27 protein-coding genes and 1 other annotated feature are annotated in these 22763 nt (G+C 46.5%); of the genes, 24 read left to right on the top strand and 3 right to left on the bottom strand.

All coding sequences use genetic code 11. The features are described 5' to 3' along the window. Positions 1-175 precede the first annotated feature (175 nt). The 24 genes from pepV (at position 176) to G4D54_10015 (ending at position 20279) form a co-directional block, all read left to right on the top strand. The gene (pepV, locus tag G4D54_09900) at positions 176-1567 is read left to right on the top strand and encodes a dipeptidase PepV (protein QJA02724.1); all 1392 of its coding nucleotides are present in this window, start codon (positions 176-178) and stop codon (positions 1565-1567) included. Positions 1568-1585: 18 nt separating this feature from the next. Next, on the top strand, positions 1586-2257 hold the full coding sequence (gene trmB / locus G4D54_09905; protein QJA02725.1) for a tRNA (guanosine(46)-N7)-methyltransferase TrmB: 672 nt from the start codon (positions 1586-1588) through the stop codon (positions 2255-2257). Positions 2258-2285: 28 nt separating this feature from the next. Then, complete coding sequence (locus G4D54_09910) at positions 2286-2615, top strand: thioredoxin family protein (GenBank protein QJA02726.1); 330 nt, start codon at positions 2286-2288, stop codon at positions 2613-2615. A gap of 17 nt (positions 2616-2632) precedes the next feature. After that, complete coding sequence (locus tag G4D54_09915; GenBank protein ID QJA02727.1) at positions 2633-3352, top strand: internalin; 720 nt, start codon at positions 2633-2635, stop codon at positions 3350-3352. 14 nt (positions 3353-3366) lie between these two features. Further along, positions 3367-4671 (top strand): UDP-N-acetylmuramate--L-alanine ligase, encoded by a 1305-nt coding sequence (gene murC / locus G4D54_09920; protein QJA02728.1) that lies wholly within the window; start codon positions 3367-3369, stop codon positions 4669-4671. A 50-nt stretch (positions 4672-4721) separates the two neighbouring features. Continuing rightward, positions 4722-5099, top strand: coding sequence for a histidine kinase (locus tag G4D54_09925; GenBank protein ID QJA02729.1), 378 nt, complete (start codon positions 4722-4724; stop codon positions 5097-5099). 2 nt (positions 5100-5101) lie between these two features. Continuing rightward, entirely contained in the window at positions 5102-5650 is a 549-nt protein-coding gene (locus G4D54_09930) for a hypothetical protein (protein QJA02730.1), read from the top strand. Between the two features lie 6 nt (positions 5651-5656). Then, positions 5657-6652, top strand: coding sequence for a LacI family transcriptional regulator (locus tag G4D54_09935; GenBank protein ID QJA02731.1), 996 nt, complete (start codon positions 5657-5659; stop codon positions 6650-6652). A gap of 36 nt (positions 6653-6688) precedes the next feature. Next, positions 6689-6884, top strand: a binding site (T-box leader). Positions 6885-6923: 39 nt separating this feature from the next. Beyond that, positions 6924-8156, top strand: a complete 1233-nt coding sequence (locus G4D54_09940) for a tyrosine--tRNA ligase (GenBank protein ID QJA02732.1) — start codon at positions 6924-6926, stop codon at positions 8154-8156. 170 nt (positions 8157-8326) lie between these two features. Further along, on the top strand, positions 8327-9100 hold the full coding sequence (locus G4D54_09945) for a hypothetical protein (protein ID QJA02733.1): 774 nt from the start codon (positions 8327-8329) through the stop codon (positions 9098-9100). Further along, complete coding sequence (locus G4D54_09950) at positions 9090-9668, top strand: dipicolinate synthase subunit B (GenBank protein QJA02734.1); 579 nt, start codon at positions 9090-9092, stop codon at positions 9666-9668. The genes G4D54_09945 and G4D54_09950 overlap by 11 nt, the downstream gene beginning before the upstream one ends. A 3-nt stretch (positions 9669-9671) precedes the next feature. Next, positions 9672-10538 (top strand): 4-hydroxy-tetrahydrodipicolinate synthase, encoded by an 867-nt coding sequence (gene dapA, locus G4D54_09955; protein QJA02735.1) that lies wholly within the window; start codon positions 9672-9674, stop codon positions 10536-10538. A gap of 26 nt (positions 10539-10564) precedes the next feature. Then, positions 10565-10744 (top strand): sporulation protein Cse60, encoded by a 180-nt coding sequence (locus tag G4D54_09960; protein ID QJA02736.1) that lies wholly within the window; start codon positions 10565-10567, stop codon positions 10742-10744. Positions 10745-10787: 43 nt separating this feature from the next. Continuing rightward, the gene (locus G4D54_09965) at positions 10788-10952 is read left to right on the top strand and encodes a DUF1540 domain-containing protein (protein QJA02737.1); all 165 of its coding nucleotides are present in this window, start codon (positions 10788-10790) and stop codon (positions 10950-10952) included. Positions 10953-11237: 285 nt separating this feature from the next. After that, positions 11238-12170 carry an ABC transporter substrate-binding protein gene (locus tag G4D54_09970; GenBank protein ID QJA02738.1) on the top strand — a complete coding sequence of 311 codons (933 nt, stop codon included), beginning with the start codon at positions 11238-11240 and terminating at the stop codon, positions 12168-12170. A gap of 1 nt (position 12171) precedes the next feature. Then, complete coding sequence (locus G4D54_09975) at positions 12172-13152, top strand: iron ABC transporter permease (GenBank protein QJA02739.1); 981 nt, start codon at positions 12172-12174, stop codon at positions 13150-13152. Further along, entirely contained in the window at positions 13152-14159 is a 1008-nt protein-coding gene (locus G4D54_09980) for an iron ABC transporter permease (GenBank protein ID QJA02740.1), read from the top strand. The genes G4D54_09975 and G4D54_09980 overlap by 1 nt, the downstream gene beginning before the upstream one ends. Before the next feature lie 4 nt (positions 14160-14163). Beyond that, entirely contained in the window at positions 14164-14964 is an 801-nt protein-coding gene (locus G4D54_09985; protein ID QJA02741.1) for an ABC transporter ATP-binding protein, read from the top strand. Positions 14965-15210: 246 nt separating this feature from the next. Continuing rightward, complete coding sequence (locus G4D54_09990) at positions 15211-15735, top strand: hypothetical protein (protein ID QJA02742.1); 525 nt, start codon at positions 15211-15213, stop codon at positions 15733-15735. A 24-nt stretch (positions 15736-15759) separates the two neighbouring features. Continuing rightward, positions 15760-17412, top strand: coding sequence for an oligosaccharide flippase family protein (locus tag G4D54_09995; GenBank protein ID QJA02743.1), 1653 nt, complete (start codon positions 15760-15762; stop codon positions 17410-17412). A gap of 4 nt (positions 17413-17416) precedes the next feature. Further along, a complete protein-coding gene (locus G4D54_10000; protein ID QJA02744.1) occupies positions 17417-18118 on the top strand; it encodes an rRNA pseudouridine synthase in 702 nt (233 codons plus the stop codon). Then, positions 18115-18576 (top strand): dihydrofolate reductase, encoded by a 462-nt coding sequence (locus G4D54_10005; protein ID QJA02745.1) that lies wholly within the window; start codon positions 18115-18117, stop codon positions 18574-18576. Before G4D54_10000 ends, G4D54_10005 begins: the two co-directional genes overlap by 4 nt. Before the next feature lie 20 nt (positions 18577-18596). After that, a complete protein-coding gene (locus G4D54_10010; GenBank protein QJA02746.1) occupies positions 18597-19898 on the top strand; it encodes a pyrimidine-nucleoside phosphorylase in 1302 nt (433 codons plus the stop codon). A gap of 96 nt (positions 19899-19994) precedes the next feature. Then, complete coding sequence (locus G4D54_10015) at positions 19995-20279, top strand: hypothetical protein (protein QJA05184.1); 285 nt, start codon at positions 19995-19997, stop codon at positions 20277-20279. A 256-nt stretch (positions 20280-20535) separates the two neighbouring features. Here G4D54_10015 and G4D54_10020 read toward each other — a convergent pair whose 3' ends face one another. From G4D54_10020 to G4D54_10030, 3 genes are all read right to left on the bottom strand, one after another. After that, the gene (locus G4D54_10020) at positions 20536-21096 is read right to left on the bottom strand and encodes a hypothetical protein (GenBank protein QJA02747.1); all 561 of its coding nucleotides are present in this window, start codon (positions 21094-21096) and stop codon (positions 20536-20538) included. A gap of 692 nt (positions 21097-21788) precedes the next feature. Then, positions 21789-22121, bottom strand: coding sequence for a cupin domain-containing protein (locus G4D54_10025; protein QJA02748.1), 333 nt, complete (start codon positions 22119-22121; stop codon positions 21789-21791). After that, positions 22111-22710, bottom strand: a complete 600-nt coding sequence (locus G4D54_10030; GenBank protein QJA02749.1) for a TetR family transcriptional regulator — start codon at positions 22708-22710, stop codon at positions 22111-22113. The genes G4D54_10025 and G4D54_10030 overlap by 11 nt, the downstream gene beginning before the upstream one ends. Between the last annotated feature and the right edge of the window lie 53 nt (positions 22711-22763).

Below are 22763 nucleotides of genomic sequence, written 5' to 3' on the forward strand. Positions count from 1 at the left end.
CAGACGGACTGCCTCTTTTCTTATAAAATCACGAACGGTTTTTTCATACCTTGACCTTTTTAAACTGTTGGAATTTTTCTGGATTGCGGCGCTCGAAACTTTTATGAAAATTTATGAAAATAATCATAGGTATTCACATTCCTTTGTGGTAGAATATATGCATGAGGTGAATCGAATGAACTGGTTAACGGAATTGGAAACGTACAAGGATGCGTTTATCCAAGACCTGAGAGGTCTGATTGCCATTCCTTCTGTGCGGGATGACAAAACAAAGACAGCCAATGCACCGTTTGGGGCAGGCTGTAGAAAAGCACTGGATTATATGCTGGAACTTGGGAAAAGAGAAGGCTTTCAGATAAAGGATTACGACGGCTATGCCGGTGTGATTGCATATGGGGAAGGGGAAGAAAGCGTCGGTGTGCTGGCGCATTTGGACATTGTGCCGATCGGTGAAGGCTGGAGCAGAGATCCCTTTGGCGGTGACATCGTGAACGGCTACATGTTCGGACGCGGAACACTGGATGATAAAGGCCCTGCCATGGCCGGCTTTTATGCGCTTAAAATGCTGAAGGATAAGGGAATCAAGCTGAACCGCAAGGTCATGCTGATTCTGGGCTGTGATGAAGAAAGCGGCATGGAGTGCATGAATTACTATACAAAGCATGGTGAGCTTCCTACCCTGGGCTTTACACCGGATGCGGATTTCCCGGTTATCTATGGGGAAAAGGGCGGCTTGCATGTGGAACTGAGCGGAACGTGTGATACCGTAATTACAAGTATGCATGCGGGAGAGCGCAGCAATATCGTAATCGGACAGGCAAGTGCCCAGGTTAGGGACTGGAAGGAAGACTATCTGGATGCCTTTCTGTACTATTTACGGGCCTTTGATTTAAAAGGAAGCGTGGAAACTCTGGACAATGAGAGTGCTGTTCTGCATATGGAAGGGGTCTTTGCACATGCGGCTATGCCATACAACGGTGTAAATGCGGCATTGCATCTGTTAAACTTCATTGGCTGTACCTATGGTGATAAATTTGCACACGATACCTATACCATGCTGAAGGACTGGCAGGGAAAACCGCTGGGCATCGATATAGATGGTGCCTACATGGGCTTTTTGACCATGAATACCGGTATTGTAAACATTGAACATAACGAGGCAAGCATTGTTATTGACATCCGCTATCCAAACGATGCAGATCCAAAGCGCATCATGAAGGGCTTTACCGATACGGCGAAGAAGCTTGATTACGCACTGGATGTAACGCTGAAGAAAAACACGAAGCCGCTGTTTGTGGATCCGGATTCAAAGCTGGTCCAGACCTTGAGCAGTGTCTATCGGGATTACACCCATGATACCTTTACGCCGAATATGACAATCGGCGGTGGAACATATGCAAAGAAATTTGATAATTTTGTAGCATTTGGTCCAGAATTACCAAATAGGGAGCAGCCAAAGGATATGTTTATCGGCGGCTGCCACCAGAAGGATGAGGCAATACGGGTGGAAGATTTGTTAAGAGCGGTTGCCATCTATACCGCTGCCGTAGAGCAGCTTGCGAAATAATATGAGGAGTAAACGAATATGAGAATGCGAAAACTGCCCTGGGCCCAGGATTTTCTGAAAGAGCAGGAGGTTGTGGTTCCAGATGCGTCGGCACTTGCCGGAGCCTGGAAGCAGACCCTGAAGCGAGCAGAGCTGCATGTGGAAATCGGAACCGGCAAGGGGGATTACTGGGTGCAGATGGCACAGAAGTATCCGGATATTGCATGGGTCGGCGTTGAAAAAAACATCAATGTGGCTGCCCTGGCTGTACGCAAGTATACCCAGCTGGAACAGCAGCCGGACAACATGCTGTATATTCAGGGAGATGCCGAGGTGATCGACACCTGGTTTGCACAGGGAGAGGTCGATGTGATCCATTTGAATTTTTCCGATCCCTGGCCGAAAAAGCGCGCCCATAAAAAGCGCTTGTCCAATCATGCCTTCATTGCGCGCTATGCACACATTCTGAAGCCGGATGGCGAAATTCAGATGAAAACGGACAACAGTGCTCTGTTTGAATATTCGCTCATGGAATTTCAGGAGGAGGGCTGGCGGCTGAAGGAAGTCAGCGTTGACTATCGCCGCGAGGAGCATGCAGAGGATGTCATAACGGAATACGAACGGCGTTTTCTGGAAAAGGGACAACCGATCTATCGGGCGGTTTTTGTGAAGAACGGTAAGGAAAAGGATGCACCTTTCCCTGAGAAATAGGATAGAATACTAAAAAAGGAGCGATACGATGAAAGAATATATGACTGCAATACATTCCATGGAGGAATTTCAGGAGGCTGCCGCTAAAGGCGGTGTCAGCGTTTTTACATTTTCTGCGAACTGGTGTCCGGACTGCCGCTTTATTGAGCCGTTTATGCCGAAGCTGGTAGAGGCATTCAGCGACTACACGTTTTATTATGTGGACCGCGATGAAAATATCGATATCTGTCAGGCACTGATGGTAATGGGGATTCCAAGCTTTGTTGCCTACAAGGACGGTAAGGAAAGCGGCCGCTTTGTTTCCAAGCTGAGAAAAACTGAAAAAGAGATCAACGACTTTCTGGCTGCCCAGAAATAGCGAAAGGACGATGATGTATGTCAGTATTTAAAAAACTTGCAGGCCTTCTGTTTGAAGAAGCGGATGCCGAGGTTCTGGCAGAGGATGAACTGCAACCGATTGAAATCAATGAAAAGCAAAAGAAAGCAACGGCTTCTCCTGTCGTAGAGGAAGAAAAAACGCATGTGCAGATGGAGTCTTATTTCAATCCGCATGCAGCCGCAGCGAAGGAGCCGAAAAAGGAAGAAAAGAAGTTTGTGACCATTGATCTGGAGGAAAAGCCGAAGGAGAAGGAAAAGGAAGCAATCGTTTTGAGTGAGGAGCCGTTGCGTGTGAAGAAGCCTGTGAAGCGCGAGGAGAAAAAGGAGTTTGAGTTTTCTCCAGTCATATCTCCGATTTTCGGTTCCAGTGAAGAGGAAAGCAAGCCGAAAAAGAAAAGTGCAGCCCCACTGCCGCAGCGCTCAAAGAAAAAAAATCCTTTAGGAACCATTATCTCACCATACTACGGTGTCGGCGAGCTGGAGGAATTTGAGGCAAAGGCACAGGAAAAAATCGAAGAAAAAGAAAAGCTGAAAAAGGAAGAGCTTCCACAGCAGGAGGTTGAAAAATACGACCTGGAGGAAGAAATCAACAGCGTTCCGCTTGAGGATATGATCGAGAAAACACCAGGTGAGGACGGCGATGATCTGATGCAGATTTCTCTGTTTGGAGAATCTACACCGATCAGCAGCGTTGATGATGCAAGCGATAAAGAGTAAAAGAGGTGTTTCTTATGCATTATCATTTCATTGGAATTAAAGGGAGCGGGATGGCATCTCTTGCGACGATCGTTGCAGATCGCGGAGATGAGGTCAGCGGTTCCGATATTGAAAAATATATATTTACCCAGCAGCCACTGGAGGAGCGTCATATTCCGATTACGTCATTTTCCGCAGATAATATTCATGAGGGAGATACCGTGATTATCGGAAATGCTTTTAATGAATCCAATCCGGAGGTGAAAAAAGCCCTGGCTATGGATACTGTGAAAACCTACTGGTATCATGAGTTCCTCGGCAGTCTTGCGAAGGAATACACATCGATATCCGTAGCGGGTACACATGGCAAAACGACAACGACCGGCATGCTTTCCCACGTAATGAGTCTGGCGGCGCCAACCGGTTATCTGATTGGTGATGGAACCGGAGAAATGCCGAAGGACAGCCGTTATTTTGTGCTGGAATCCTGTGAGTATCAGCGTCATTTTCTGGCATATAAGCCGGAATATGCCATCATTACCAATATCGAGCTGGATCATGTCGATTATTATAAGGACATGGAGGACTACTGCGACGCATTTGAAGCCTTTGCGAATCAGATTCAAAAGGGTGTCGTGCTCTTCGGAGACGATGCGGCTGTGCGCTCCCTGCATGTGAAAACAGAACATTTATATTACGGCTTAAAGGATCACAACGATGTGCAGGCGGTGCATGTGAAGCAACATGAGGACGGCATGCAGTTTGATGTGCTGTATCGCAAGAAGCTGTTTGCACATTTTGATCTGCCCTTTGTCGGTAAGCCACTGCTGTGGAACAGTCTGGGCGTTATCGCTATCGGTATCATGGAGGGACTGAGCGGGGAATTGCTGCAGGAGGGTCTGCAAAGCTTTCCCGGTGTAAAACGCAGGTTTACAATCGAAGAAAACGGGGATAATGTATATATCGATGATTATGCACATCACCCCACTGCAGTGAAATATATGATCGAGGCGGCACGCATCAAGTATCCGGGGAAGAAGGTAATTGCCCTGTTCAAGCCGGATCGCTATTCCCGTATCTATTATTTCATGGATCGCTTTGCGGAAGAGCTGAATCAGGCGGATGAAGTGTATCTGTGTCATTTTCCGGAGAATGCCGCAAGAGAAGACGGTATTGATATCACGATTTCGGACCTTGCGGATAAATGTGAGAAGGCGACTGTCATCAATGAGGATGAGGAAGCGGCAAGAATGCTTGCACAGCGCGGTCCGGCCGTATATCTGTTTATGAGCAGCAAGGATATATACAAATTAAAAAATATTGTAAAAACTTTTCAATAGAAGTTGAAAAAACTTACAAATTGTTTTAGAATAAATAAAGAGGTGTTTCTATGGGTTTAGATCAATTATTGGAATTAACAAGCAGTGTCGCCAGCAAGGCATTGCCGATCTGTGGTGTTGTTGTGCTTATTTTCCTCGCTGTTTTTGTAAAGCATCTGATTGTACTGCTGAAAAATGCGAATGATGCCGTTGTGAAAATGTCAAAGACGCTGGAAACGACAAACCGGCAATTAGAAACACTGGACAAGCCGCTGAATACGCTGAATGAGCTGAGTGAAACGGTAGATTGTGTTCATGAGGCGAGCAAGCATGCGGTACGTTCCACTCTGGTAGCTGTCATAGAGAATTTTTCTTCCATCAAGGACTGGGTGTTTGCCGGTATGAAGAAGGAAGACGATCATGATGAAGAGGATGGAGTGAGTGAATAATCATGGATAACGAACGAGAAAAAGAAGTCGAAGATCTGGAACAGAAAGCGAAATTCACCATTATCACCATGGAATGTGACGATGATGAGAACGGGCGTTCAAAGAAAATTCTGGATGATGCTGCCAAACAGCTGCAGCGCCTTTTTCAGGAAATGCGTGACTGGCTGAACGAGCATGCGGATTCCATGGAAGTGAACGAGCGAATGGAACGTTTGAAACAAGATACACAGAGGCTTCTTGCGACAACACAGAATCGTCTGCAGCGATTTACGCAGCGTGAGGATGTACAGGCGGGCAGAGAAAAAGCTGCAGCTGCAGCGGATAAGCTTGCAGGCTATGTGCAGGAAGGCATACAGGAGGTTCGCCAAAACGAATATGTACGCCGCTCTGTTCATGCTGTCGCGGATACGGTGGATACCATTCGCAATGACGAGCAGGTGAAAAAGGGTGTAAGAAAGCTGAAAAAAGGAACACTGAAGGCTGCGGAGGCGGCATTTCAGGGACTGAAGCGTGTCTTGGACACAGATGAAGACGACAGTCGGAAGGGATAACAGGTTATGAAAAGAATTACGATTTATGATGTAGCAAAGGAAGCCGATGTATCTCTGGCAACAGTATCCCGTGTAATCAACGGTTCAGAGGTCGTGCGTGAGGATACCCGTATCAAGGTACAGGAAGCTATAGAAAAGCTGGGCTACAAGCCGAATGCAATCGCACAGGGACTGGCATTGCAGAAAACCACAACGATTGCGCTGATTGTTCCGGAGGCAAGCTATTTCTATACCGGACAGATCATCAATGGTCTGATCGATGTGGCAAAAATATATAAATACAACATCATGCTGCATACCACAACCGAGGGTATCACGGAGATGAACGATATCATTGAAAATATCATCAAATCCCGTGTGGACGGTGTTGTGATTTTCAATGACAAGCTGAATAAGGAAGAATTGAACCAGCTGACCAGATATCAGGTACCGATCGTTGTCATCGGTAATAAGATGAGTGATGATACCGTGGGCAGCGTCTACGTGGATTATGCGAACCTTGTATATGAATATGCAAGCGGCTGCATCAAGCAAGGCAAGAAAAATATTGCACTGGTGGAGGACCGCAAGAACCCGCAGATGATCAAGCAGCTGCTGGACGGCTTAAACAGAGCATTTGAAGAACAGGGGATGAAATTTGAAAGCTTTATTCAGATTCCAAAGGAATACCGTTCCTCCTATCTGTTCCTGAAGGAATACATGAAGCAGGGAATTCGCCATGATGTCGTGATTACCTATCGTGATTCCCAGGCGATGGCCGTGATGAATACTGCAAAGGAAGCAGGTATCAGTATTCCGGATGAAATGGAATTGATCTGTATTCTGGACAGCAAATACAATGCAATGGCACGTCCGCAGATTTCCGGATTTAAGATTCCGGATTATGATTTAGGAGCTGTGGCAATGCGTCTGTTGACAAAGATGCTGCACGATGAAAACGAAGTTACCGATAAGGAAATCGAGCTGAGCTATATCTATACACCGAGAAAATCTACAAAATAGGATTGACAATTTTTACAATAACAGATATCCTGAATAAGGAAAGCGTTGATAAGAAAAGAGCTTGGGGATAATCCCTTCAGAGAGCGGCTGGCTGGTGAAAAGCTGCGGGATGCCTTGAGAAATACACCTTGGAGCTGTCTACTGCAAAGGTAGACCGGACTGCCCCGTTATGGCATTGAGTGCTTCTGTAAAGAAGAACTAAGGTGGTACCACGCTATGTTGCGTCCTTGGATGACAGGGACGTTTTTTTATTTCAGAAAGGAAGACGATGATGAAATTATTTGATGAATTGAAATACCGCGGACTGATCAATGATGTGACAAGTCCACAGCTGGAAGAGAAACTGAACAACGGAGGACTGACCTTCTATATCGGAACCGATCCGACCGGTGATTCCCTGCATATCGGACACTACTCCTCTTTGCTGTGTGCAAAACGATTAAAGGAGCATGGGCACCACCCAATCATGCTGGTTGGAGGCGCAACCGGATTTATCGGTGATCCGAAGGCAAGCGGTGAACGCAATATGCTGACAAAGGAAGTGCTGGAGCACAATTACCAGTGTCTGAGCAAGCAGATTGAAGCGCTGTTCGGCTTTGAAATGGTCAATAATCTGGATTGGACAAAGGATATTTCCGTGATTGATTTCCTGCGGGATTATGGAAAATACTTCAATGTCAACTACATGATCAACAAGGAAACGGTAAAACGCCGTCTGGATGCCGGTATCAGCTATACGGAATTCTCCTACATGATTTTACAGGCACTGGACTTTTTACATCTGTATGAGGATAAGGGGTGTACACTGCAGCTTGGCGGACAGGATCAGTGGGGAAATATCACAAGCGGTCTGGAGCTGATTCGCAAGAAGCATGGTGCGGATGTGGAGTGCTATGGACTGACGATGCCGCTGATTACCAAGGCTGACGGTACGAAATTTGGAAAGAGTGAGTCCGGTACGGTATGGCTGGATAAACATAAAACAAGTGCGTATGAAATGTATCAGTTCCTCGTAAATTCCGAGGATGAAAAGGTAATTGATTACCTGAAGAAGCTGACCTTCCTGAGCAAGGAGGAAATCGACGCACTGGAGGAAAAGGTGAAAACCGAGCCGCATTTCAGAGAGGCACAGAAAACACTGGCGAAAGAGGTTGTTACCTTCCTGCATGGGGAGGAGGAATACAACAAGGCGTTAAAAATCACCAACGCGCTGTTTAAGGGAAATATCAAGGAGCTGGATGCAGGAGAGCTGCAGGATGCTTTGAAGGGCTTTGAAGCCGCGGAAATTGCTGATGAGCTGACTCTGACGGATACACTGGTGCAGGCCGGTATTGCAAGCAGCAAGCGGGAAGCCAGAGAATGGATCAATCAGGGCTCTATTCAGATCAACGGGGATAAGGTGAAGGATGTGGAGTTTATCGTATCCTCTAAAAATGCCATCTCGAAGGGACGTACACTGATCAAAAAGGGAAAACGGAATTATTTTGTGATTTCACAGAAATAGAGCTGAGAAAAGAAGATAGCAGACTGCAGTACGAAGAATCTATTGCAGTCTGCTTTTTTTGTGAAGCCTTGATGAATTACGACACGAAATTCCTTCTATTTCTATGCGCAAACGGCTTTCCTAATGGCAAAAGCCTGTTTGCGACATACAATGGCGTAAGGAGGGATAGTGTGAAAATTGCAGTGATATGCAGTGATGAAAGAATGATACAGGTATATGACAATCTGTCCAGGGACTTTATGGTAGATCGTCTGGATGCACAAACGGATTTCCTGAATCTACCACAGTATCAGGCAGTGGTCTTCCCGGTAAAGGGCGTCGATGAGTTTGGATATGTCCGCATACAGGAACAGGCGATTCACATACCGCACGCCTTTTACGAAATGCAGGGTAAGGATTGTCTGTTGTTTTGCGGAATTCGAAATGCAGTGCTGGATGCTCTGCCGCAGCGAAAAATCTATTACATGCTGGAGGAGAGCGTGATTCATGAAAATGCGGTATTGACGGCTGAGGGTGTGCTGAATGAGCTGATCAGCTGTATCTGTAAGAGCATTTACGATATACAGGTCGATATTGTCGGATATGGTCATTGCGGACAGGTGATTTATGACATGCTGAAGAATTTGCATGTCCGTGTTCGCATCATACGAAGGGATTGTAAAAAGGAGGGGGACTTTCTGCCGGTTCGTGATTGGGAAACCTGCGGTGATGTTATCATCCATACGGCAACGGGTGTCATGATTGCACCATCCAGAATGCGCAGCTGGAAAAACAAGCCGGTCATCATCGATATATCCACACCGGATCTGATTGATCTCAAGGCGGCACATGAGGAAGGTATTACCGTGATCAAGGCGGGAAATCTGCCGGGACGCTTTGCCTGCATCAGTGCAGGAAATATTATCGCGGAATGTATAAGGGGGAAACTGAACAATGGAAAATAAACGCATTCTGTTCGGTATCTGCGGCTCTTTCTGTAACCATGCGGCAGTTCTCGAGCAGCTGACAGCACTGTGTGAGCGCAACGATGTGACGGCTGTCGTCAGTGAAAATGTATATACGTGCTCCACCCGTTTTTTCGATAAGGACGTATTCCTGGGAAAAGTAAAGGATGTGACAAAACACGACATCATCCATACAATCGTGGAAGCAGAGAAAGTTGGGCCGGCAAACGCATATGATATAATGGTGATTGCACCCATGACAGCCACTGTTGCAGCAAAGATGGCACATGGTATTTACGATCATCCGGTTACACTGTCTGCAAAGGCCATGATTCGCAATCAGCGGAATATCGTATTCGGCATCGCGACGAATGACGGTCTGGGAATCAGCGGGGTGAATATCTTTTCTCTGATCAATATGAAGCATTTTTATATCATACCGTTTCGACAGGATGCCCCTTTTTCCAAGGAGCGAAGCATTGTGTCCGACTGGGAGCTGATGGAGCAGACGATGGATCAGGCCTTAAACGACAGACAGCTGCAGCCAATCTTACTGGGAGGCAGATAAACTATGAAAAAACTGATGGTTGCTTTGGTTACACCGTTTACCAGGGATAACAAAGTGGACTACAAATCGATGGACCGCATCCTTCACCGGCTTTTGAAGGAGGGGTGCGACGGCTTCATCGTATGCGGGACAACGGCAGAAACACCGACACTCTCTCATAACGAGAAGCTTTCCATTCTTCGCCATGTCATCAAACGCGTGAAGCATCGCGCAGAGATATGGTATGGCTGCGGCAGCAATGATACAGCTGCGACGATTCTGGCATGCAGGGAGGCGCAGAAGGAGGCAATTGACGGTGTATTGATTGTAACGCCGTATTACAGCAAGCCGAATGCCGCCGGGCTGTATGCCCATTATGACGCAGTTGCTTCTGCTGTGGATACGAACATCATGCTGTATAACGTACCATCGAGAACCGGGGTGGAGCTTACCTATGAAACCGTACATGCCCTTATTGAGAAGCACAGGAACATAACAGCATTAAAGCAGGCCTGTTCCAATCTGGATATGGTGCGCAGGCTGAAGCAGCAGCATCCGAATTTTCTGATTTACAGCGGGGAGGACGGCTTCTTCGATGAGGGTCTTGATGCCGGTATGGATGGACTTATCTCCGTCATGGGTCATGTATGCATGAAGGAGCTGCGGATTTTCTGCGATGATGAGCGCGTCGATAACAGAATGCGCAGGAGGCTCTATGAGCTGGCGTCTTTGACATTTACAGAAGCATCGCCGGCACCGGTGAAATATATGCTGCATCTGCAGGATGAGTGTGAAAATATCCTGCGATTGCCACTGGTCGCTGTCAGTGAAGCAGCAGAAAACAGAATTCAGGAGTATTTTACGAAAAATCGACACCGACTGAAGGATTGAGCTGATAGGATGGAATCGGTGATACAATGGTACAGATCAAGGTGTTTGATGAGGAGCATGAGGATGATTTGACAGAGGCGGTCAATGTCTGGCTTCAGGAGCATGCGGATATCCGTCTGCTGGATATAAAGTTCTCAACAGCCGTGAGTGATTTTGAAGAGGAACAGATTTACTGTTTCAGTGCGATGGTGATTTTCAGCACATAGATTTCAGACAATGGTTCATACTAACAGCGTGGAGGTGTAAACCATGCAGAAAAAAACCGAAATTTTATGCAGCGTACACAATTGTGTTTATAACAAGGATGCATGCTGTAACGCAGAAACCATCAGCGTATGCTGTGATAACTGTGTTCATCCAAATGATTGTCACGAAACGGAATGCAAATCCTTCCGCTGCAGATGTACAAAATAAAACAGTCCCCGGGGCTGTTTTATTTTCGTTGTTTCTTATGAGGTGCTATGGGTATGGTCATGTACAGTACACTGGACACTGTTTAAATGACATACGCATACCCATACGCAGTCGATTCGTATTCGCATACATATCGAAAAGAGCCTGCACCTTCTTATCCGGCTGCATGGCAGCGGTTGGCTGTTAAAATATGGAAAGCGGGTGAAATGCTTGCAGGAACAGGAGCGATTTGCTATAATGGCACACGTAAGTTAGAATAAGCTAACAGAATGAAGGAGGACATCTATGAAAAAGACAATCGGGATGCTTTGTATGCTTCTTGTGACACTTGGCTTTGTGAGCGGGTGCCAAGGCAGACAGGAGGCATCTTCAAGCGATAAAACAATAACGGTAAGGGATGCGAAGGGAGAGGTGGCAATTCCGGCAGAGCCGAAGCGTATCGTTGATCTAAGCGGAAATAGTGATATTTTATCTCTGCTAGGATATTCCGTTGCCGGTACGGCAAATTCGGATGCCTATGATTACACCCAATTGCCAACCTATCTTCAGGAGCCGTTACAGGGTGCGAAAATTCTTGGCTACAGTATGCAGGATACCATGGACATCGAGGGTATCCTGGAACTCCATCCGGATTTGATCATTATCTCTGGCGTGCAGGAAAAAATGTATGAGCAGCTGAAAAAAATTGCGCCGACGCTTATGGTGGAGCTGGCACAGACAGACTGGCGGCAGGATGTGAATACCTTTGCCCGTATGATGCAGCAGGAGGACCGTGCTGCATCATGGCTGAAGAGCTATGATGAAAAAGCGAAGAAGGCCGGCGCTGCCGTACGCAAGGCGAATGGTGAGGATACCACCTATCTGGCGCTGCTGGCAAGCGGGGGACAGCTGTTTGTATTTGATGCAGCTGGTATCGGAAGTGTTCTCTATGAAGATATGGGCCTGAAGAAGCCTGCCAATATGCCGCGGCAGGATTCCATCAGTCTTCCCGTTATTTCCTATGAGGGACTGGCGGATCTGGATGCCGATCATCTTATCGTTGTCGGTACGGATGCTGATATGAAGGCCCTGAAAAAGAATAGCATCTATAAATCAATGCAGGCAGTGAAAAACAACAGAGTGCTTGAACTGCCATCGAGTCCGTATTTCAATATCGGATACAGCAGTATCGGAAGAGACGTGTTTCTGGATGAGGTTCAAAGCCTGCTGGTAAAGTAAGATGCGCAAGAGGATTCTGATAGCGACGGCAAGCGGCATTCTGCTGTTGCTTCTTGGCATTGTCTTATCGGTTCTGGCGGGAGCGAAGGATATTCCATTCGATGATGTCCTGCATGCTCTGTTCGATTATCAGGGAACGCTTCATGATCAGCTGATTCGCGATGTGCGTCTGCCGCGTGCGCTGAGTGCCTTACTGACGGGAGGACTGCTTGCAGCCAGCGGTGTAATGATGCAGGGAATTTTGCGTAATCCGATTGCAGAGCCATCCATTCTCGGTATCACGCAGGGCTCGGTTATGTTTGTGGCAATCGCCCCCATGCTTCCTTTGCTTACTGCGGCTGGTAATTTCTGGACAGCACTTGCAGGTGCCGGCTTCAGTGGTCTTCTGGTGTTTCTGTTTGCTGTTAAATATGCCGGACATCCGGATGTATCGCGTATCCTTCTGGCGGGCAGTGCTCTGAGCATTTTCTTTCTATCTGCGGCTTCCCTGAGTGCACTTATACAAAATCGCTCGCAGGAGCTGGCCTTCTGGATTGCCGGAGGCTTTCGGCAGGCCGACTGGGGTGCCGTCATCGGTTTGGGGATTGTCACGCTTGTCTGTATGGGCAGCTTTCTGCTGCTGAGCGGTAAGGTCAATCTTCTTTCCCTCGGTGATGAAGCTGCCATTTCCCTTGGCATTGATGCTGCCGGATTAAAAAAGAAGGTCATACTGGTGATGATTCCGCTTTGTGCAATGTGCGTGGCAGTTGCCGGCAATATCGGCTTTGTCGGACTGTTTGTTCCGCATATTCTGCGCAGCATGCTCTCGCGGGACATTCGTCATACACTCCCTCTCAGCTTTTTGTTTGGAAGTGTGCTTATGGTGTTTTCCGATATTGCTGCCAGAACACTGAGTGCGCCCTATGAGCTGCCGGTCGGCTTGTTTACTGCCCTGCTGGGAATACCTGTGTTTTTGCTGCTGGTGAGAAAGGAGTGCGGCTGATGCGTAAACGATTTTGGATAATTGGTTTTTGTTTGTTCGTACTGCTTGCTGCCGCTGCACTTTCCATCATGGTCGGCAGCTTTGCAATCAGCCCTTCCGACGTATTGCGGACGCTGCTGGGCGGGGGAAGCAGCACCCATGCATTTGCAGTCTTTCAGATACGGCTTCCGCGTATCGTACTTGCGATTCTTGTTGGAAGTGCGCTCGGTGTATCCGGCGCCATACTACAGGGAATTACGAAAAATCCGCTTGCAGAGCCCGGTATGATCGGTATCAATGCGGGCAGTGCACTGTTTGTGGTCTTGTGGATTTCGTATGGAGCGAACGCATACTACAGCTCCCTTTCCAATGTAAAGGTGCTGTTCATGCCGCTGCTTGCCATAGCCGGAGCATTTTGCACTACGGCCTTTCTATATGCGTATTCATGGCGCAAGGGAATCCGCCCGATTCGCTTTTTACTCACCGGTGTCGGTGTCAATGCAGGAATTACCGCAGTGATCAGCTTTTATCAGCTGCAAATGAGCAGAGGAGATTATAATCAGGTGCTGATGTGGACCAACGGCTCCTTGTGGGGAAGCAGCTGGCGTTATATTCTTGTCAGTGCACCGCTCATTCTGTTCCTTACAGGGCTGGTATGGACACACAGCAGAACGCTGGACATCCTTTCGCTTGGTGATGAAGGGGCAACAGCACTAGGCGTATCTACCCGGCGGACACGGATACTGTTTCTGGCAGCCAGTGCGGCGCTTGCGGCTCTGGCAACGGCTGTGGCAGGAAATATTGCGTTTCTGGGACTGCTGGGTCCCCAGATTGCACTGCGTATTACCGGTATGCGGCATCGCCTGCTGCTTCCGCTTGCAGCACTGAACAGCTCCATACTGCTGGTTGTTGCGGATATGCTGGCCAGAAATCTGTTTTCACCGCTGGAGATTCCGACAGGAATTCTGGTCTCCATGATCGGCATCCCCTATTTTATTTATCTGATGATGAAACTCGACAGGAGGTAGCACAATGCTAGAAGTACACAATCTGTATGCCGGATATGATGGGCGCAATATCCTGCAGGATGTCAGCCTGCAGATACCGGAGGGGAAAATCACGATGATGATCGGTCCAAACGGCTGTGGGAAATCAACGCTTTTAAAGACGATGGCCGGTATCATCACGCCGCAGAAGGGAGAGGTTTTGCTGGATGGTGTTTCCCTGAAGGGAATGAAGCGCAGACAGGTGGCGAAGCGACTTGCCCTTCTTCCGCAGTCTCCGCTGGTTCCGGAAGGTCTGCGAGTACGAGAGCTGGTGCAGTACGGCCGCTTTCCCTATCAGAAAACGATGCGTTCACTGAATCGACAGGATCTTGAGATTGTCGCGTGGGCTATGAAAAAGACCGGAGTTCTTGTGCATGCGGATGCCTATGTCAATGAATTATCCGGCGGGCAGCGGCAGCGTGTGTGGATTGCCATGGCCCTGGCACAGAAAACCGGTATTCTGCTGCTGGATGAGCCGACAACCTATCTGGACATCGCCCATCAGCTGGAAATACTGGAACTGCTAAGAGACTTAAACAGGGAGGAGCAGACGACGATCATACTGGTTATCCACGATCTGAATCAGGCCGCAAAATTTGCGGATCATGTGATTGGCATGAAGCAGGGAAGGGCACTATACTGCGGGAAGGCACAGGAGGTTATCCGGGAACAGCAGCTGCTGCAGCTGTATGATATTCATGCGAAAATCGTGCAGGACGAGGAACATGGCTACCCGATTTGCATGGATTATGCACTGCATAAACATACTGATATACTTGAGCATTGAGGCTGTGCAACTTGCTGGTGATACAGACTTATCATAGCGTAGAAATCTGTCTGCGCTTTGGCGGGTCTTTTTTTATTTCCGACCCGATGCCTGTAAGCAGCTGTACACGGATGCAGCATTTTTTGCTTTTCATCCTTTGCCGCTTGTACGCAATTGTTATCCTAAATGTACAAATAAAGTACCGCATGATTATAAAATGTGGCTTAAATAATGCCTTTATGGTATAATATCTCGAGAGGTGATTCCATGCGAAAATTCCCCCTTTGGTGTCTGCTCTGCTTCCTGCTGCTCACCGGCTGCGGCGATGCGCATAAAGAAGAGCAGGAGAGCATAAAAAATTATGAGAGCTATGTAGACGCTGTATTGAACAACAAGGGCAGTGAATCCAAAATCATACCCTTTGATTATAAGCTTTCTGTATTTAAGCAGAAGGACAACAGCTATCAGTATGAGATTATTATTTCCAATCCACGCGTGGCGATGTACAATATTCAGGCGATTGCTGTAGATCCGGCCTTGGACAGCAACAGCAATGTCTATCCGTGTCTGGGATTGCTGGGAGATGACGCAAAAACCTCCTTCAACATGATTCCATATCAGGCAAACGGTGCGCGTAACTTTGTCAGTAAAATCTTTCTGGACGGTATATCCGAGCATGATCAGTTTACATTGCAGGTTATGGTAACCTGGAAGGATTCCAAGCTGGTTAATACGAGCCGTGTATTCTTCACATGTAATTATGCACAGAAGGATAACGAGGCGAATGGTTAACGGGAACTAGAAAGGATACGTTATATGAGTAAGAATATGGATGTTTCCAAACGGAAGCAGTCGATTATAGCAGGAGGGCTGATCAGCTCTGCCGGCATCTTTTTTGCAAAATTCATTGGATTGTTCTATGCAGTCCCTTATAATTCCATGCTGGGAACAGCGGACAATCTGGCCTATTACGGAGTAGCCTTCAATATATATTCCTATCTGCTGAATATCTGTACAGCAGGCTTTCCGTTTGCGATTGCGACATTGATCGCAAAATATTCCACAAGAGGGGACTATCAAACCTCACTGCTGATCAAAAAGCTGTCCGCATCCCTGATGACCTGCTTCGGCTTCGGGATGATGATTATCGTAATTCTGTTTTCCTCTCCGCTGGCTGCACTTGTTATGCCGGATGAAGGAGACAGCGTTAAAACGATGCAGATGGTACTGATACTGATTTCCTTTGCCCTGTTTTTCGTTCCGCTGCTTTCCAGTATCCGCGGCTTCTATCAGGGACTCAAGCACATGGAAATTTATGCACTGTCACAGGTTCTGGAGCAGGTTGCCCGTGTGGCATTTCTGCTGAGCGCCAGTGCGATTGCGGTATATGCATTGCATAAGGATCAGGTATGGGCGCTGTATTTCGGTGTGATTTCCACCAGTATATCGGCAATTCTGGCGATCATGCATCTGAAGCTGTATGATAAAAAGCAGATGCGCGAGCTGAAGAGGCTAGCCAAAACACAGGAAGTTGCCGGAAACAATGATCGAAGAGAAATTCTTAAGGAGCTTGTTTTCATTGCGTTTCCTTATTTGATTGTAGCGATACTGGGCTACAGCGATACGATTGTCAACACGCTGTTTTTGAGTAAGGGGCTTGAAGCGCACGGCAATACGGATGCGGAAATCTTACTCATCAGCGGCTCTATCAATTACGGTGTTTTAAAGCTGATGTCCATCCCAATGATTCTGGCACCGGGGTTCTCCTCCGCCATCATACCGCATATCACTACGGCACTTACCAATCATGACCTGAAGCTGGTACGCAAAAATATCCGGGACTGTGTGGATATCGTCCTGTATATCGGACTGCCGATTTCCTTCTGTCTGTTTGTTTACGCAAAGCCGCTGTATGCCATCTTGTTTCCACCGGCAGATCCGAAGAATCTGGAGCTGCTTGCCGATATTTTGAGCTGGTTCTCCATCGAGGCGTTTTTAAATACCATCGGACCGATTTTCACGGCACTGTTAATGGCAGTAGGCTTGCGCAGGCTGAATATCCGCAACCTTGCCATCATGATGGTGGTGAAATTTTCGGTGGCCTATCCACTGTTAAAATATTTCGGCTATCAGGGAGTCGTCATGTCAAGTATTCTTGCAATGGGGATTTTTATCACTCTGGATATCTATGCATTGACATCACGCTATAAGATTCGCTGGAAATATACGCTGCATAAGCTTCTGGTTATCCTTTTGGCGATGGCAGCCCTGTTTGCAGTCGCAAGAGGCTGCGATTTGATTGGCTTGAAGGGCTATGGCTCCGGGCGGATGCTGAGTCTTTTACAGCTTGCGGTCAACGGAAGTCTTGCAATGCTAGTATACTTTGGCATCACGTACTTCTTTTCCATACCGCAGACCATTCTGCATCTTGACCTGTCCCGCTTACTGAAGCGCGGAAGAAGGAGATAGGCATATGCGACTGGATAAATATCTGGCTCATGCAGGTTTGGGTACCCGCAAGGAGGTCAAGCTGGCTATTCGCAAGGGAAGAGTGAGTGTCAATGGTGAGGTATGCCGAAAGGATGACAGGAAAATCCAGGAGGGTGCGGATGTCGTTTGTTTGGATAAAGAGGAAATCTATTATGAGGCTGTTGTCTATATCATGCTGAACAAGCCGCAGGATGTTGTCAGTGCCACCAGTGATCCCACATATGAAACCGTGCTGGACTGCATCGATGCCTTTTTGCCAAAGGATTGTTTTCCGGTCGGACGACTGGACATGGATACGGAGGGCCTGCTGCTGATCACAAATGACGGAAAGCTGGCGCATCGTCTGCTCTCTCCCAAGCATCATGTTGAAAAAACCTATCTGGTGGATCTGGCGCAGCTGCTGCAGGAAGGTGATCAAAAGAAGCTGGAAAACGGCAGTATCGTACTGGATGAGGAACCTGTTCTTCCGGCTCGTGTGGAAATTCTGGAGGACACGCAAATCCTTCTGCATATCCAGGAGGGAAGATTTCATCAGGTGAAGCGAATGCTGCATGCAATCGGTAATGAGGTTGTCCATCTCAAGCGGATTGCCATGGGACCGCTGCGGCTGGATGAAGCACTTGCGAGTGGGGAATGGCGGTATCTGAGCGAAGAGGAAATCACTGCCCTGAAGAATGTGGCATGATCAGTATTGTCGTTGCAATGGACGCCAATCAGCTGATCGGCGCAAATCATAAAATGCCATGGCATTGCCCCGCAGATTTAGCTCATTTCCGTCAGCTGACACTGCATCATCATTTGCTGATGGGGAGAGTGACCTATGAGCATCTGCCGAAACGACTGGATCATAGAATTCTGCATGTCGCAGGTCATAAGCCGCTGTCCGATAGCGATGTGCTCCCCTGCAGTGATGTGCAAGCACTTTGCAGGGAATGGAAGAAGAAAGAGGAAGTGCTCTATGTATGCGGCGGTGCACAGATTTACGCTGCAGCAATCGCATATGCAGATGAGCTGTGGATTACCCGAATCGAGCAATCGTATACAGGGGATACCTGGTTTCCGGCGTTTTGCATTGGGGATTTCCGATTGCTTTCAAATGAACAAAAAGAAGGATGCAGCATCATGCATTATCGTAGAAGATAAGCAGGAAGGAAGGGAACTTTATGCGTTTTGTCGATCTAATAGAAAAAAAGAAACAGAAGCAGCCACTGACAAAGGAAGAGCTTCATTTTTTCATTACCGGTTATGTCCGGGGAGATATTCCGGATTATCAGGTCAGTGCGCTGCTAATGGCGATTTACTTTAATGGTATGAATGCACAGGAAACAGCCTGGCTGACAGAGGAAATGCTGTACAGTGGAGATGTGATTGATCTATCGGCGATTTCCGGAAGAAAATGTGATAAGCATTCCACCGGAGGTGTCGGTGATAAAACAAGTCTTTCCCTTGCGCCAATGGTAGCTGCCTGCGGTGCCAAGGTCGCGAAAATGAGCGGTCGAGGACTGGGACATACCGGCGGAACGCTGGATAAGGTGGAGTCTGTTAACGGCTTTCAGGTTATGCGGACACAGGAACAGTTTATTTCACAGGTGAATGATATCGGTCTGGCACTGATCGGACAAACCGCAACACTGGTGCCGGCAGATAAAAAGCTGTATGCTTTGCGCGATGTGACGGCTACCGTCAACTCGATTCCTCTGATTGCATCCAGCATCATGTCAAAGAAGCTGGCAGCAGGCTCTGATACGATTCTTCTGGATGTGAAATTCGGAGAGGGTGCTTTCATGGAAACAAGCGATAAAGCAAAGGAGCTGGCAGAAGCGATGATTGCCATCGGAAGCCATTTCGGCAAGGATGTCAAGGCACTGATCAGCAACATGAATCAGCCGTTGGGCAATGCCATCGGAAATGCACTCGAGGTAAAAGAGGCAATTGCAACGCTACAGGGAAAAGGGCCTGAGGATTTTACACAGCTGTGTCTGGAGGCCGGAAGCATCATGCTCATGCAGACAGGAATAGCCAGAGATGAAGAGAACGCAAGAAAACAGCTGCTGGAAGTCATTCAGAATGGAAAGGCGCTGGAAAAGCTGGTTGCCATGGTTGCGGCACAGGAGGGGGATGTAGAGCAGGTTCTGCATCCAGAGTTGCTACCACAGGCAAAAGAGATTTTGGAAGTAACATCGCGGGAAGAGGGCTATGTGAAGGAGCTGCATGCTTTGGAGCTGGGGACGCTGGCGATGAAGCTTGGTGCAGGACGTATGGTTAAGGAGGATCCGGTTGATCCGGCTGTCGGAATCGTGTTAAACAAAAAGGATGGAGACTATGTAAATAAGGGTGATATTCTTGCCTATGTACACATCAATCATCCATTACCGCAGCACTGGCTGGAGGACTTCTATCAGACCTATGTCTTCACACAGGAGAAGGTGGAAAAGCAGAAGCTGATCCACGATATCATTCGGTAAATGCAGCATATGAAATTATATCTGGGCGCTGGCGGGCTATGCATAATCGTCAGTGTTCTGCTTTTTATATCAGGAGGTACAAATGAACTACCGGCTATGATTCGCTGTCTCTCACTGGCTTTCGGCACCTTTCTGCTGACAAGGGGTGTTCTTCTTTGTCTGCACGTTAAGCAGAGAGGCCTTATATGGCTGTATGGTGCGGGTGTTCTGATCATGGGCTGTTATACGCTGCTGGCGCTGGACACCTATGTCTTTCATGTGATGAGCTGGTTTCCCGGCATTCTTCGCTATCCGCTGTTTTCACTCTATGGAGTAAGCTATCTGCTGTTTGCTCTGCCAGGCATCTTTCTGCATGTCGGCAGTTTTGATATCGAGGTGTGAGTGACATCCTATGAGAGTGTTTTACAACAAGGGCAAGGACTTTTTATACAATATTGGATTCATTTTCCTGATTACTCATAGTAGTCCATTGTAAATTATGAAAACGGTATTCTTTGAGAATTGAGCCGTGTCACACCTTCACGAAATGTATATAGCTGATTTATAAATACAAGAAAGCCTCCAGATAACGGGAGGCTTTCTTGTATATTTTCAAATCAGTTTTAAACAGTACGCAATCAAAAAACCTAACGATTGCTCATAAATCAGGAATACGCTCTTCAGGTATCAGAGTACCTTTTTTATCATAAAACATAATGGATTTAGCCTCGTCATATGCTACACTCATTACGTATGATTTTATAATATATTTATCATTCTTTAATAGGTTTGGGCAACTTAAGATTAAATATTCATCCTTATCAGATGCGGTTAATTGTATTGAAAATCGGTCTGCTTTTACAACGGTATTATCAATAAATACAATGATATACAATTTTCCTTCTGCTTTTATTGACTTTAAACCATATGGAGAATTTGTAATATGACCTCCATCATAGGTAAAGGAATTCCCCCTTTTCTTGAACTGAACAAGTTCATAGCTATCCTGCGATTTAAACAAAATCATTTGTTCAGTGGAATCCTCTAATTTCGCGAGTTGCTCATACTCTGGATAAACTGATTGAATATATTCATTGGGGTCAATCTTTTCATTTTTAGAACAGCCGGTTAAGATAAATAGTAAGCAGAGTACAGTTATTACTATGTTTGTTTTTCTTAAGCTCTGTATGAAAAAGCTTTTACAAACTTTTGTCCTCATAGGTCTGCCCTTATTATGCATTCATTGCTGTATGATATGCTGCATAGCCTTTCTAAGTTAATTGTAGCTTATTATCATTATAAATATAGTATTATGTTCAATGATTTTTTATGTTACTATAATATAATGAAGATATAAATAACAGTCATACGACTTCATGAATTTTTTTCAGGACTACGATGCATGTTCCACTGTATTTAACTACTATATTTGTAAAAGCGCGCATTTCTTTTCATATAAATATGATGTATCTTATCTAGCACCAGGCTGTTACTAGTTGCTGTAGATGATACATAAGAAACAGAGTCACGATTATATTTTAAACATAACATGATTTTAACATCTATTTCCTGCTTAGGCATTACTCCTGTGAATAATGAAAAGACTTAATCAGCACATATTCATCTGACCATGTTATATTGAAAATCAAGACCAGCTTATAGCTCTTTATGAAAAATCATAATCGTAATTTCATCAGGGTGAAGCTCTATGAAATTCTCATGGGGAATTATAATTTTCATACATTGATGTTCAAATAAATAAAGTATGAAGATAACCTCCTGTAATATATCGGTATTTAGATTCTATTTCAACGATTGATTTATCAAAGGAGGAAGACCCCTTTATATGATGGATGTTCGCTCTTATACTAAAAGGAGAGCTTAAGATTAAAAAAGAAGGCTGTCTGCCTTCTATGCCTTGATGATCAATGCCATAAACACCAGTGGTTCGTCTCCGATGTTTTCAATGCCGTGAAAGCCCTGATCCGGAGTAAAGGTGACATCTCCCGGCTGCAGTTCACGCTTGATTCCATTATCATCGTAAAGTGCTCTACCCTGCAAAATATAGTAGGACTCACCATCGCCGATATGCTGATGTACACCCAGCGATGCATTTACATCAATCGTCACCTTCGCATACATCTTCACGCCGCTTCCCATTTCCTCGCTTTGCAGCAGGCGTTCGATATGCATCGTACCCTTGCCGCCACAGCGGTTTTCATAATGCTCTACTTCACTCTTCATGCTCTTCCTCCTCATTTGTTATTTTCGTATAGGCCTCCCGATAACGGGAATAGGCCAGCTTTTCACTGTCCTGCGCCAGCGATTTCAGATTGGCACTGACACGCTCTGCACTTTCTCTCATGTCGCTTTTCACCCAGCTGATAATCACGCCGGTTATCCCAAAGCTGTAAAACTGGGAATAAAAATTCATTTCTACCTCATTGATCTGATGATGCTGGTCAAGGCTTACGATTGCCATATGGAAAATGGACTTCGTTAAATCAAAAAGGAATTGTTCAAAGCAAGTCTCATCACTGCGAATCGTATTGATATAAAAGTCCTTCTCGCTGCGCATGTGATTCAAGAGGGCGGAAATATATTTCGGCCAGTTTTCAAAGCTGAGATTTTCATCAAACACCTGCTGTGCATCATCCGTATAGATCCAGTTCAGCAGCTCGTATTTATCACGGAAATGATAATAGAAGGTCTGCCGGTTGTAGCCGCTTTGCTGCGTGATATCCGCAATCGTGATTTTGTCAAAGCTCTTGCGGCAGGTCAGCTGTTTTAATGCTGCTGCCAGTATTCTTTTGGTATCGAGATGTTCCTGCATATACACACCACCGTTTCAACAGTTCTATTATACAATATGCGAAAAGAAAAGGG

The sequence above is a fragment of the [Clostridium] innocuum genome, from assembly GCA_012317185.1.
Classification (GTDB): Bacteria; Bacillota_I; Bacilli_A; order Erysipelotrichales; family Erysipelotrichaceae; genus Clostridium_AQ; species Clostridium_AQ innocuum.